Origin of the sequence: Desulfosporosinus sp. (genome assembly GCF_014237355.1) — a bacterium.
Lineage (GTDB): Bacteria > Bacillota > Desulfitobacteriia > Desulfitobacteriales > Desulfitobacteriaceae > Desulfosporosinus.
The window spans coordinates 1-12,607 of record NZ_JABZFS010000090.1 but is presented as its reverse complement, the minus strand read 5'-3'; the positions used below and the strand labels follow the sequence as shown (position 1 = coordinate 12,607).

Genomic DNA, 12,607 nt, shown 5'->3' with positions numbered 1-12,607 from the left:
GAAAGTATAGATAAAAAGACGCGTAGCGTTTTTCTTAATGGAAGGATTTAGACAATTAACTATTTAGTGGGGTTTGGAAAATTAATCATAGTTGCATTGTTTGGGCTATACCATTTTTGGGCATACACAAATAATAAACAAAGGAGTGAGTATTTATATGAATTTTGAGTACAAACTAAATGAACAGGATTTAATTGCTTTCAATCTTTTCCATATTACCTATTCTAAGCTGACTAGGCGTTCGTTTTTTTTACAACGGTATATCTTTTCTTTATCCTTTTTAATCTTACCCTTCTTTCTTAGACAATTTACGAGTATGCCGTTAGGGTATTGGTTCGTGGCTTTCATACTCCTTTACTTGTATTGGGTTGCATATTATCCGAAACGCTTAAAGAAAATCGTATCAAGAAAAATTTCCAAGATGCTTGCTGAAGGGAAACACAATAGTGTGGTAGGAACTCATAACTTAGCGATCTCAGAACATGAAATTGTTGATAGAAGTGAGCACACTGAAGCAAGGACTCATTTCAGTGGAATAGAAAATATTGTTGAAGACAAAGAGCATATTTTCATCTATGTCAATGCAAATTCGGCACATATAATACCGCTTAGAATCTTTGAGAATGAAGAGCAAAAGAACAAGCTATTGACATCGTTACGTCAGAAGCTTGTTCGAAAGAACTAAATCATTCTATAAGGGGTATCGTCGATGAGATTATTTATTGGCATAGATTTGCCGGTTGAGATTAAACATGCTCTAGTTAATTTTCAGTCCGAACTAAGAGCTCTTGGGGTCAATGGATCGTTTAAATCACAGGATAATTTTCATATAACCTTGGAATTTTTAGGGGAATTGGGCAAAGATAAGATTCCAGTACTCAACGAGACAATATCGAAAGTAGCAAGCAACTATAAATCCTTTGATCTAAACATCTCTGGAGTGGGAGCATTTCCCTCTTTTAAAAGGCCTCATACTTTATGGACAGCGGTCCAAGGATGTTTAAATGAACTTAATAGTCTAAGGAATGAACTACATCGTGAACTCCAAACCAAAGGTTTTAAGTTGGACGAGCGACAATTTAAGCCCCATATTACCTTAGCTTCTCGTCCTAGCCTAGGAACTATTGATTTTTCTATGGTTTATACTAAGAAGATTGGTAAGTTCATGGTTGCAGAGGTTGTTTTATTCGAGAGCAGGCCTGTAAGTGGAAAAAGAGTCTACGTGAGTTTGTTTAAAGCTGGCCTAATAACTGCCCCACATTGATTGGGTTTACCGTCATCGAGACCGCAAAGGTCTCGATTTGTTTTATTGCATTTACTTTTCTCTAATTCGGGAACACTAACAGCAGATAATAAACAATAAAAGGAGGATTAATTGATGTCGGAAGATCTTAATATGCTAAAAGATCACTATGAACTGGCGATTATCGGTTGTGGACCCGCGGGCATGTCTGCGGCCCTTAATGCGAAGATACGTAATCGTGATTTCGTATTACTGGGTTCCGAATTTTGTAGTCCTAAACTTTCGAAAGCCCCACAAGTTGACAATTGGCTTGGTTTCCCTGAAATTGGTGGAGAAGAATTACGTCAACGCTTTTTGGATCATGTTAAGCAAAAGGAAATACCAATTACACAATTTAAAGTGACAAATATCTATCCTGGACCGCCATATACGCTTATTGGTAAAGATCAATCCTTTGAAGCGGATACGGTTATTATCGCTACTGGCGTAACAACGGGTAAATTATTTCCTGGTGAAGCTGAATTACTGGGTAAGGGGGTAGGATATTGCGCTACCTGTGATGGACCTTTATATAAAAATAAGCAAGTTGCCATCATTTCGTACAATCAAGAAGGGGAAGAAGAAGCAAATTATATGGCTGATATCTGTTCTAAAGTCTATTATATCCCCTATTATAGTGGCATTTCGAAGCTTGATCCACGAATTGAAGTTAAAAAAGGGAGGGTGCAGAAAATCCTTGGTGTTCAAATGGTCGAACAACTTGACCTTGGAGAGGAACAGTTATCCGTTGCTGGAGTATTCATCTTGAGAGATACTCTACCTGCTGAGCAGCTTGTGTCAGGTTTAGAAATGGAAGAGTCTTCAATTAAAGTCAACCATAAATTAGAGACAAACTTACCCGGCTTATTTGCTGCAGGAGATTGTACAGGTCAACCTTATCAGTTGATAAAAGCTGCAGGAGAGGGCGGGACTGCGGCTTTACAGGCTGTCAAATACTTAGATAATTTAAAATCATAGTCAGACTAGTCGTCCTCTTTAATGAATCCAAACGTCCGCTGTCGCTGAAATATAGTTCGGCAACAGCGGACGTTTTCGTACTAGTCAGTCCTGACATCTGGCGCTATTTTAGTTCTAATTAGACCAACATCACTTGGGTTTTTTAAAGATAGTTCTTATTAGAAAATTCATAAATAGGTCACTAGTTTTTTTGCTGTCAATACCCAGACTAGTTAATGCTTTTTGGATGACATTTGAGATGCCATCAGGAGAGAGGAGGGATTGCATAGAATTTGTTTGTGGGGAAGTTCTCTTATCTTTAATTTCAAATGGTGTAATAATGAGTTCAGATAATGGTTGTTCCGAATTTGGCAAATCATCCTTCGGTATTAGTTCTTGGATTTCATTGTCGGTTTCCCTGCTTTTCTTAAATAAGCGAATAGAGTCATAACTTTTCATCATATGAACCTCTTCTTCCTTTCTAAGCGATCAGAATACTTAGAAACCTTGTTTCTATAGGATATGCCGGACTAGGTTCATTTGCTTATAATAACCGATCACAAGGCTTGTCACCCGTTTGTCCAATTTTCCATATGCTGTAAAAATGGCAAACGGGGGGAATGGAAAAATAACAGATGTTACTGAAGTTGGGGGCTTAACAACCTAAAACAAAAAGGAGGGCTTGCGCCCTCCTTTTTGCACTTTAAATTGTATTTCCCATACCGTAGTGAGGCCTTACTGATGAGTTTTATAATACATTTCTTAAAAAAAAATGTAACTCCAATTAGGAAAAGGATAAAGCCGACAATCGCAGTGACTGGACCGGAAGTTGGGGAAGAAGATGTACAAGTTGTTATCTTGTTACTGACGATGAAGCTCCATTGACATCAATTTCTAGAACCATAGATTCAGCATTGATACCATGGTTCCTTAACGTTGTTACCATGCTTTGGGGAACATCGGACTTAGAGCTATTGGGGATGAGAGCCAAGAGCGTGGGTCCGGAACCGCTTAGAGCGGCACCGTAAGCTCCAGTTTGAAGAGCGGCTTCTAGTGTTTCGAGTAAGCCCGGAATGAGCGAAGCTCGTTGATTTTGATGGAGTGCATCGCGCATTCCTTCTTTTAAGAGGGAATACTCTTCGCGGATAAAGGCTTCGGTAAGTAGTGAGGCATGGGAGATATTAAAAACGGCATCTTTACGATGAACTTCTGGAGCTAAGATACCTCGCGCACGTTTGGTGTTTAGATGAGTATCTGGAATAGTAACAACTGCTTTTAGGTTGGGGGATTGAACCAAGATTCTTGGAAGAACGCCTCTCTCTGTAGGTACTGATAAGGTTACTCCCCCATATAGAGCAGGGGTTACATTGTCTGGGTGCCCTTCTAAGGCATCGGCCACTTGAAGTAATTCTAGCTTAGTATAGGGTGATCCAGCAATTAGATTCGCTGCTACAAGCCCACCGACAATGGCTGCAGAACTGCTTCCTAAGCCTCGAGCAGGAGGAATGCAGTTTTCAAAGGTTAAATCGAGTGTGGGAGTAGGGTAATGGATAAGGTCCCAGAAATGGCACATGGTGCGCCAGACGAGATTGCTTTCATCTGCTGGGATCCCGTCTCTGTAAGACCCAGCTAATGAGATGCGAAACGGTCGGTTTTTTTCAATTGTAATTGTATTATATAGTTGAAGGGCCATGCCCATACAATCAAATCCAGGTCCGAGATTGGCGGAGGTTGCGGGTATCTTAATGCGAAACATCATATTCCTCCCTAAAATTGATGGGGATGTAATGATTTCTAGTTTTCTTTTTCAAATCGGATGACATTGTCAATACTAAGGACCTTGCTGTAGGCTCTGACGGAATCGAGGGCTTCTTGAAGTGCTCCTTCGCGGCAAGGATGGGTTAAGAGGACAATTTCTGCCTGATTCTCGCCACGTTGCTTTTGAATGATCGAGGCAAAGCTGATATTTGCTTCTGCAAATAGTAAGGCAAGAGTTGCAAGGACACGGGGTTCGTCTTTAACAAGCAGACGAATATAGAAGGCTGTATAGAAGTCTGAGGCAGCTTTAATGGGCAAGTCAAGATAGCAAGTACAGTTAATGCCAGAAGTTGAGTTGGACTGTATATTGCGAACAATACGCATAATATCCGATACAATCGCACTTCCCGTGGGGAGAGAGCCTGCACCTCGACCGTAAAACATAGTTTCTCCAACGGCATCTCCTACGACATAAATGGCGTTGAAAACACCGCTTACAGAAGCAAGAGGATGAGTTTGAGGCAATATAGCTGGATGAACCCGAACTTCGATTCCTTCAGCATGGTGCTTAGCAATAGCTAAGAGTTTGATGGTGCAGCCAAGTTCAGTAGCATAGGCCAGATCTTCCCGCGTAATTTTCGAAATACCTTCTACAAAAACGTCCTTGAGTTCAACTCTTGAATTAAAGGCAATGGAAGCCAGAATAGCAAGTTTACGTGCAGCATCAAGGCCATCAACATCAGAGGAAGGATTTGCTTCAGCATACCCTAATTGTTGTGCTTCTGCCAGGACTTCAGCATACTCCCGTCCTTGTTCAGCCATGGCTGTGAGAATATAGTTTGTCGTTCCGTTAATAATACCGAGCACCTCGGTAATATGATTGGCGGCCAATGATTCTTTTAGAGCTGCAATAATCGGAATCCCACCTCCGACACTTGCTTCGAAGTAGAGATCTTTTCCCGCTGCATTGGCGGCGTCTAGAAGTTCATGACCGTGAAGTGCTATTAAATCCTTATTAGCAGTAACGACATTTTTTCCATGTTGCAATGCCTCTAAGATAAACGTACGGGCGGGTTCAATTCCTCCCATGACTTCAACGATGATATCAATTTCAGGATCATGAAGAACTTCCTCAGATTGATCTGTGAGGAGAAAGTTTCCGCTAATATCCCGTTCTCTGTGAAGATCACGGTCAAGGATTGCCTTAATCTGTAGTTCACAGTGGGTACGAGTTTGTATGTCCTTAGCATTTTGCTGCAGTACCTTCACAACCCCACACCCAACGGTACCTAAACCCAGTATGCCTATGTTAATTGGCATGATAGTCAACTCCTCTCAAAAAAACAAATGTACCTGCATAGAGGACATTATACCTTGTAGTATCTTGCTTTGACAAGGAAATTCTAAAGGAATTTCCCCCATTTGTAGAAAATTGGGGTTGACACTGAGGAAGGTATTCTGTATCATATACACAACGTTCTCAATATAAATGTAATATAACACAAGCAAAGGAAGTGTACCTAGGGTTCCGAGGATACGCTCCCCGAGATCGGGGAGAGCCTGTCTGGTCCGAGCGGTACAGAATCCAGAATGGGTTTACACCGTGGGTAGAAAAAACCCAAGCGGAAAGTTCCACGTTACTAGGGGACTGCGCTTGGGGTTTTAATTTGTTCACTATTATGAGAGGTGATTCGATGACATTTACCCAAGATGGATATGTAACAGAGGGAACAGTCGATAACATTTTTATCCATTGTAATGATATTCTAATGACACCTCCTCTTTCAGCAGGTATACTTGAAGGTGTCGCCCGAAATTCAGTGATACATTCGGCTAGTCAACTTTCTCGCCAGTTCTGCGTAAAGCAAAAGCATAAGGAGGGCAATGAATATGAGTGAAGAAAAAACAGGATTAAAGGGAGCGACTATCCTATTGAATGCTTTACAGCAGGAAGGGGTAGACGTCATCTTTGGTTATCCAGGCGGGGTGTTGCTTCCATTATATGATGCCCTTCTAGATAGTCCGATCCGACATGTTTTAGGACGTCATGAACAAGGGGTTGTGTTTGCAGCAGATGGCTATTCGCGAGTTACCGGAAAAGTTGGAGTTTGTTTAGGCACCTCCGGCCCGGGGGCTACGAATTTGGTGACGGGTATAGCTAATGCTTTTTTAGACTCTATCCCACTTGTTGTTTTAACTGGGCAGGTTCCAACTAGCTCTATAGGTTCCGATTCCTTTCAAGAAGTAGATATTATTGGGATTACAATGCCTATCACTAAACACTCATATTTAGTTAAGGATCCACGTGATCTTCCAAGGATTATCAAGGAGGCTTTTTATATAGCCCGGACTGGTCGTCCTGGGCCTGTCCTCATTGATCTTCCCAAAGATGTATTAGCTGAGGAAAATGTTGTACCTTTTTCTAATGAAATGAAATTGAAGGGATACAAGATTTTTGGTCGAGATAACAATGGTAAGATTGAAGAAGTAGCAAGAGCACTTTCGGAAGCACACAGACCAGTTCTATATGCAGGAGGAGGTGTGGTGACTGCTGGAGCTGAAAGTGTCTTAAAACAATTTGCTGAAAAAACAGGAGCACCGGTAGTTACGACTTTGATGGGAATTGGGAGCCTGCCTCTGGGACATCCTAACCTATTAGGTATGGTGGGATTGCATGGAACGGTAACAGCTAATTATGCAGTTAATGATTGTGATTTGCTTATCGCAGTCGGCGTGCGTTTTGATGACCGTGTAACGAATGGTCCTGGGGATCGATTTGCGACCAATGCTAAAGTTATTCATATTGATATTGACCCTGTCGAGATCAGTAAAGTTGTTAGAACGGATATTCAAATTGTTGGGGATGCACGTCAAGTCTTAGAAGAGATTCTCGAGGCCTTGCCAGGATTTGTTTTGCCCGACGTGGCAGATTGGTGGGATCAGTTACGTGAATGGAAGGAAAATCATACTTTAAATTATGATAAGGACAGGCTTAACCCTCAGATGGTGATGGAATGTCTAGGAGAGATTGCGGGAGGAGAAACCATCATCACTACGGATGTAGGTCAACATCAAATGTGGGTAGCTCAGCATTATCCCACAGTAAATCCACGCAATTACGCGAGCAGCTGTGGGCTGGGAGCCATGGGCTATGGACTTCCTGCCGCAATAGGTGCGCAAATAGCTCGTCCCGAGGATAGGGTTGTATTGGTGACAGGGGATGGATCGTTTCAAATGTCGATTCAAGAGTTGGGGACAATTGCCCAGAATAATCTGCCCATAAAAATTGTACTGCTTAATAATGGGGTTCTAGGAATGGTTCGGCAAATGCAAAAATTGTTCTATGGAGAGCGGTATAGTCAAATTCAACTTCAAGGTAACCCGGATTTCGTTAAAGTGGCAGAGGCCTATGGTATTCGGGGGATCCATGTAAATTCTCTAGAGAATGTGCGCAGCGCCTTTGAGGAAGCCTTTAAACATCCTGGGGCAGTGCTGGTAGATATTAAAATCTCGGAGCATGAAAATGTTTTACCAATGGTCTCACCGGGTAAGGTTATTACTGAAATGATTGTGAGGTAATAATATGTTGCATACACTTGCAGTTCTAGTGGAAAATAACCCTGGCGTTTTGATTCGGGTGGCGGGATTATTCACGCGTAGGGGTTACAACATCGATAGTCTTACAGTTTGTCAGACTGAAGATCCTGAACTTTCTCGTATGACAATTGTCGTTAATGGGGATGATCAAATCATTCAGCAAGTTAGGAATCAACTGAGCAAACTAGTGGTTGTACATTCAGTCTCAGACTTGACCGGAGAAAGTGTAGTCGATCGAGAGCTAGCGTTAATTCGTGTCCAGGTAAGCACTGAAACACGTTCAGCGGTTCTTCAGACCGTTGATATTTTCCGAGGACGGGTAGTCGATATGGGACGAACAAATATTACTGTAGAGTTAACGGGTGATATCCCTAAAATAGACGCCTTTGTTCGTGCAATTCGACCTTATGGATTACTTGAGTTAGTACGCACTGGAAAGGTTGCAATTTTGCGATCCGAAACATAGAAAAGATTTTGTCAGATGTTGTATAATAAATAGGACCTGCTAGACAGGCTAAAGTTGAAAGGGAGTTATGGAAAAATGGCGAAAATGTATTATGAAGTAGATGCTAATTTAGAGTTGTTAAAAGGTAAGGTCATCGCAGTTATGGGTTATGGCAGCCAAGGTCATGCTCAGGCCCAAAACCTAAAAGATTCAGGACTAAACGTGGTAATCGGACTTCGTCCGGGTAGTGCTCGTACAGAACGAGCGCAAGCAGCTGGATTTGAAGTCATGACGGTAGAAGAAGCAGCTAAGCGCGCGGATGTAATTCAGATTCTGCTTCCAGATGAAACCCAAAGTAAGGTTTATAATGAAGAAATAAAAAAACATCTCACATCAGGAAAGGCCTTAGTCTTTTCTCATGGATTCAATATTCACTTCGGACAAATCGTTCCTCCAAGTGATGTAGATGTCTTTATGGTGGCTCCAAAAAGCCCAGGTCATTTAGTGCGTCGTACCTATACTGAAGGCGCAGGAGTACCAGCCTTGATTGCAGTTCATCAAGATGCTACCGGAAAAGCTAAAGAATTAGCCTTAGCTTACGCAAAAGGAATTGGATCTACAAAAGCCGGTGTATTGGAAACAACCTTTGGTGAGGAAACTGAAACTGACTTATTTGGAGAACAGGCAGTCCTTTGCGGAGGAGCTTCCGAACTCGTAAAGGCTGGTTTTGATACCTTAGTCGAAGCAGGCTATCAGCCGGAAATTGCTTACTTTGAATGCTTACATGAGCTAAAACTCATTGTTGACTTAATGTATGAAGGCGGCATGAGTTGGATGAGATATTCTGTATCTGATACTGCTCAATATGGAGATATGACCATTGGTAAACGTATTGTTAACCAAGAAACCCGTAAAGAAATGAAACGTGTGCTCGAAGAAATCCAAGATGGTCGTTTTGCAAAAGCCTGGTTACTGGAAAACCAAGCCAATCGCCCGACCTTTAACGCAATGACTCGTATCGAAGCTAATCACCCTATTGAAAAGGTTGGGGAACAATTAAGAGGCATGATGAGCTGGCTGAAAAAACACGAGTAATCTTCCGTTTTTATGTGGATGAGCTTTTGATGACAATAGTCTTCATTGGAGACTATTGTCATCTTCCATAGATAAAGAAAGATCTCAAGCCTCTTTGCAATAATGATAATTTATTTCAGTAATGTTATCGGAAGGAAGTTAGAGTAATGCGCCGGATCGAGATCTTTGATACAACCCTAAGAGATGGTGAGCAATCTCCTGGAGTAGCTCTTAATGCAGATGAAAAATTACAAATCGCTCATCAGTTAAGTAAGCTTGGAGTTAATGTTCTCGAAGCAGGATTTCCGATTGCCTCCCTTGGAGACTTTGAAGGAGTTCGTAAGATTGCCCAGGAAGTTAGAAACGTAAGTGTGGCCGCCTTGGCTAGGGCGAATACCAATGATATTGAACGTGCATGGGAAGCGATTTCTGGTGGAGAGTCCCCGCGTATTCATACCTTTATCGCCACCTCTCCCATTCATATGCGATATAAATTGCAGAAATCTCCTGAAGATGTTTTGGATCAAGCCATTCATGCTGTACGCTTGGCAAAGTCTAAAGTATCTGACATTGAGTTCAGTGCTGAAGACGCCTCTCGCAGCGAGGTGGATTTTTTAGCTAAGGTTTTTTCTGGAGTGATCCAAGCTGGCGCAACCGTACTCAACATTCCAGATACTGTGGGATATGCAACACCCGAAGAGTATTCTGCCTTTTTGCGTGCAATTATGGAGCGCACAATAGGGATAGAGAAGGTCAAAGTCAGTGTCCACTGTCATAACGATTTGGGTCTGGCGGTGGCGAATTCCCTTGCCGCTGTTGGGGTAGGGGTACATCAGTTGGAGTGCACAGTGAATGGGATTGGAGAACGGGCTGGAAATGCAGCTTTAGAAGAGCTTGTTATGGCTTTGCATACCCGTAAGGATCAATTTGATGTGGAGACAAGTATTGTAACCTCGGAAATAGCCAGAACAAGTCAATTAGTGAGCCGGTTAACAGGAATGATGATTCAGCATAACAAGGCCATCGTGGGTAAGAACGCTTTTGCTCATGAATCAGGTATACACCAAGATGGTATGCTTAAAGAACGATCCACGTATGAAATTATGTCACCAAGCGTTATCGGGGTGGATGTGGAATCTATTGTCCTAGGTAAACATTCGGGGCGACATGCTGTTCAGCAACGTCTAAAGGACCTAGGGCTGGATCTAGAAGAGAGTCAATTTGAAGAGCTGTTTTCTCGCTTTAAATTACTGGCTGATCGTAAACGAGAAGTAACGACAGCTGATTTATTCTCCTTAGTAGATGAGCAAAGGGAGAAAGCAGATCAGATAACCTTAGATTATTTACAAGTCTCAAGTGGAACCCATTTAGTTCCCACGTCAACAGTGGGTCTACTTTATCAAGGGCAGCGATTAGCAGATGCTGCATGTGGGGATGGACCGGTTGATGCGGCGTTTAAAGCCATTGATAAGGTCTTGGGGACCCAGGGTAAACTAAGTCACTATTCCTTGCAAGCTCTTGATGGTGGAGAAGATGCACAAGGGGAAGTTACGGTAACTGTAAAATTTGGAGAAAATTTGGTTGCTGGACGCGGGGTAAGTACGGATATTATTGAAGCTAGTGTACGAGGTTATCTTCAAGCCGTAAATCGCGCCTTTTCACGAGGATGGATCCAAATTAGAGCGAATGACGAGAGCTGAATGCAGGAATTGATTCGTGGTGGTGGACTTATCCCACTAGGTTTAGAGGAGGAAAAATAATGCCAAACGTTCTAGTTCTCCCTGGAGATGGAATTGGGTTAGAGATAACCCCTGAAGCGGTAAAGGTATTACAAGCAGTGTTACAAGGTCATTCAACCAGTCTGAATTTTGAATATGGGCTGATTGGTGGAGCTGCAATTGATGAAGTCGGCAAGGCTTTACCTGATGCAACATTAGCGGCAGCGCAGGCAGCAGATGCAATTTTATTAGGTTCTGTGGGAGGTCCTAAGTGGGACACTCTTCCAGCTCCACAACGTCCAGAGTTGGGGGGACTATTGGCGATTCGTAAGGCCCTAGGTTTGTTTGCCAATATCCGCCCCGTTAAAATGCTCCCGATGTTAGTAGAGGCTTCTACTCTTCGTACAGAAGTAGTTAAGAATGTAGATCTAGTCGTTCTGCGCGAACTGACAGGTGGACTATACTTCGGTGAGAAAGGAAGAGGGTCAAATCCTAAAAGTGCCTTTGATACGTTAGTTTATACTGAGGAGGAAATCCAGCGCATTGTAGACCTCGGTTTCCAGATGGCGGCTAAACGACGTGGTAAACTTTGTTCCGTGGATAAAGCAAATGTCCTAGAATCCTCACGTTTTTGGAGAGAGATCACACTTGATATTGCTAAGAAATATCCAGAGGTCGAATTAACCCATATGTATGTGGATAATGCAGCAATGCAACTGGTGCGTTGGCCCGAACAGTTTGATGTAATCGTTACAGAAAATATGTTTGGGGATATCCTTACGGATTTGGCCTCTATGCTAATGGGGTCCATCGGAATGATCTCCTCGGCAAGCTTAAATGGAAGTAAGGGACTCTACGAACCAGCTCATGGATCGGCACCGGATATTGCTGGTAAGAATGTTGCAAACCCCTTAGCAACTATTCTCTCAGGAGCCCTAATGCTACGTTATTCCTTTGGATTAGAAGATGAGGCTCAGATGATCGAGCGAGCGGTAGAACAGGTCTTGCAAGAGGGATATCGGACACCTGATTTAGCTAAACCAGGGGATAAAATACTGGGAACTAGAGAAATGGGTAATGCTGTAGTAGAGGCACTTAAATAGAGGGTTTAGGGCAATTCATGAATTGCCCGTATGGATTATTAATTCACTAATTCAAAAGGTTTCCAAAGATAGTACTTGAAATTTATGGATAAGTGAGATAGAGTATAGTAAATCAATAATGGAGAAAGCATGGGATCGACCCAGTATGATAGATGTTGGTGTTCAGAGAGAAAAGCAATCGCTGAGAGTTTTTCCACCTGCTGTATCAGAAACCCAGTCGTGATGCGCTGATGAAGAATCGGACGGTTTCCACCGTTATTGGAAGTTTGTTGGATCAATCTGGCAGCATTAAGTTGGCATTGGCAATAAAGGTGGTACCGCGGAAGGCTTCTTTCGTCCTTGATAAGGATGAAAGGGGTCTTTTTTTAATCTGAAAGTAAGGGGACATTGCACGTTCACACACGTTCCCGTTCCGCACCGCCCTATGCCATCCTTGCTCGACACATCCCTATTTCTGCGACCGGGGCTGGCAACGGGGGGGAACGATGGGACTTGCTGCAGTTCATCTTTTAAAGTAGGGCGACATTGTTTGTTCATAAAGCACACAAGTAGGGTTTACTGGCTCGTTGGATAGGCATGCTATTAATGTAAAGTTAATACAGATTTAAGGGTATGAAAGGATGTAAAGAATGACTCAGTCTATTGGCTTTATAGGTGGGGGAAATATTGCGGA

10 protein-coding genes and 2 pseudogenes are annotated in these 12,607 nt (G+C 42.5%); 9 read left to right on the top strand and 3 right to left on the bottom strand.

Annotation, left to right across the window (positions count from 1 at the left end; translation table 11 throughout):
* Positions 1–157 precede the first annotated feature (157 nt).
* From HGJ98_RS21575 to HGJ98_RS21565, 3 genes are all read left to right on the top strand, one after another.
* Positions 158–685: a YcxB family protein gene (locus HGJ98_RS21575; protein WP_291353885.1), complete on the top strand. Its 528-nt coding sequence runs from the start codon at positions 158–160 to the stop codon at positions 683–685.
* Between the two features lie 24 nt (positions 686–709).
* Positions 710–1,264: an RNA 2',3'-cyclic phosphodiesterase gene (gene thpR / locus HGJ98_RS21570; RefSeq protein WP_291353883.1), complete on the top strand. Its 555-nt coding sequence runs from the start codon at positions 710–712 to the stop codon at positions 1,262–1,264.
* A 114-nt stretch (positions 1,265–1,378) separates the two neighbouring features.
* Positions 1,379–2,260, top strand: a complete 882-nt coding sequence (locus HGJ98_RS21565) for an NAD(P)/FAD-dependent oxidoreductase (RefSeq protein ID WP_291353881.1) — start codon at positions 1,379–1,381, stop codon at positions 2,258–2,260.
* 129 nt (positions 2,261–2,389) lie between these two features.
* Here HGJ98_RS21565 and HGJ98_RS21560 read toward each other — a convergent pair whose 3' ends face one another.
* The 3 genes from HGJ98_RS21560 to HGJ98_RS21550 all read right to left on the bottom strand — a co-directional run bounded on the left by HGJ98_RS21560 (position 2,390) and on the right by HGJ98_RS21550 (position 5,317).
* Positions 2,390–2,698, bottom strand: coding sequence for a hypothetical protein (locus HGJ98_RS21560; protein ID WP_291353879.1), 309 nt, complete (start codon positions 2,696–2,698; stop codon positions 2,390–2,392).
* Positions 2,699–3,092: 394 nt separating this feature from the next.
* A complete protein-coding gene (gene thrB, locus HGJ98_RS21555) occupies positions 3,093–3,995 on the bottom strand; it encodes a homoserine kinase (protein WP_291353877.1) in 903 nt (300 codons plus the stop codon).
* Between the two features lie 38 nt (positions 3,996–4,033).
* Positions 4,034–5,317, bottom strand: a complete 1,284-nt coding sequence (locus HGJ98_RS21550; protein ID WP_291353875.1) for a homoserine dehydrogenase — start codon at positions 5,315–5,317, stop codon at positions 4,034–4,036.
* A gap of 368 nt (positions 5,318–5,685) precedes the next feature.
* Between HGJ98_RS21550 and HGJ98_RS21545 the strand changes: the two are divergent.
* From HGJ98_RS21545 to leuB, 6 genes and pseudogenes are all read left to right on the top strand, one after another.
* Positions 5,686–5,841: pseudogene (locus HGJ98_RS21545) on the top strand (aminotransferase class IV); the annotation flags it as partial.
* 46 nt (positions 5,842–5,887) lie between these two features.
* Positions 5,888–7,576, top strand: a complete 1,689-nt coding sequence (gene ilvB / locus HGJ98_RS21540) for a biosynthetic-type acetolactate synthase large subunit (protein ID WP_291353873.1) — start codon at positions 5,888–5,890, stop codon at positions 7,574–7,576.
* A 4-nt stretch (positions 7,577–7,580) separates the two neighbouring features.
* A complete protein-coding gene (gene ilvN, locus HGJ98_RS21535; RefSeq protein ID WP_291353871.1) occupies positions 7,581–8,060 on the top strand; it encodes an acetolactate synthase small subunit in 480 nt (159 codons plus the stop codon).
* 75 nt (positions 8,061–8,135) lie between these two features.
* The gene (gene ilvC, locus HGJ98_RS21530) at positions 8,136–9,134 is read left to right on the top strand and encodes a ketol-acid reductoisomerase (RefSeq protein WP_291353869.1); all 999 of its coding nucleotides are present in this window, start codon (positions 8,136–8,138) and stop codon (positions 9,132–9,134) included.
* 137 nt (positions 9,135–9,271) lie between these two features.
* Positions 9,272–10,813 (top strand): annotated as a pseudogene (locus HGJ98_RS21525) (2-isopropylmalate synthase); the annotation flags it as partial.
* Positions 10,814–10,872: 59 nt separating this feature from the next.
* Complete coding sequence (leuB, locus tag HGJ98_RS21520; protein WP_291353867.1) at positions 10,873–11,934, top strand: 3-isopropylmalate dehydrogenase; 1,062 nt, start codon at positions 10,873–10,875, stop codon at positions 11,932–11,934.
* The last annotated feature ends 673 nt before the right edge of the window (positions 11,935–12,607 follow it).

What these genes read in the sequence shown, in the direction of transcription:
- ilvN (WP_291353871.1), top strand. Translation starts at nt 7,581, where the DNA reads ATGTTGCATACACTTGCAGTTCTAGTGGAAAATAACCCTGGCGTTTTG.
- HGJ98_RS21560 (WP_291353879.1), bottom strand. Translation starts at nt 2,698, where the DNA reads ATGAAAAGTTATGACTCTATTCGCTTATTTAAGAAAAGCAGGGAAACC.
- ilvC (WP_291353869.1), top strand. Translation starts at nt 8,136, where the DNA reads ATGGCGAAAATGTATTATGAAGTAGATGCTAATTTAGAGTTGTTAAAA.
- HGJ98_RS21565 (WP_291353881.1), top strand. Translation starts at nt 1,379, where the DNA reads ATGTCGGAAGATCTTAATATGCTAAAAGATCACTATGAACTGGCGATT.
- leuB (WP_291353867.1), top strand. Translation starts at nt 10,873, where the DNA reads ATGCCAAACGTTCTAGTTCTCCCTGGAGATGGAATTGGGTTAGAGATA.
- ilvB (WP_291353873.1), top strand. Translation starts at nt 5,888, where the DNA reads ATGAGTGAAGAAAAAACAGGATTAAAGGGAGCGACTATCCTATTGAAT.
- thpR (WP_291353883.1), top strand. Translation starts at nt 710, where the DNA reads ATGAGATTATTTATTGGCATAGATTTGCCGGTTGAGATTAAACATGCT.
- HGJ98_RS21550 (WP_291353875.1), bottom strand. Translation starts at nt 5,317, where the DNA reads ATGCCAATTAACATAGGCATACTGGGTTTAGGTACCGTTGGGTGTGGG.
- thrB (WP_291353877.1), bottom strand. Translation starts at nt 3,995, where the DNA reads ATGTTTCGCATTAAGATACCCGCAACCTCCGCCAATCTCGGACCTGGA.
- HGJ98_RS21575 (WP_291353885.1), top strand. Translation starts at nt 158, where the DNA reads ATGAATTTTGAGTACAAACTAAATGAACAGGATTTAATTGCTTTCAAT.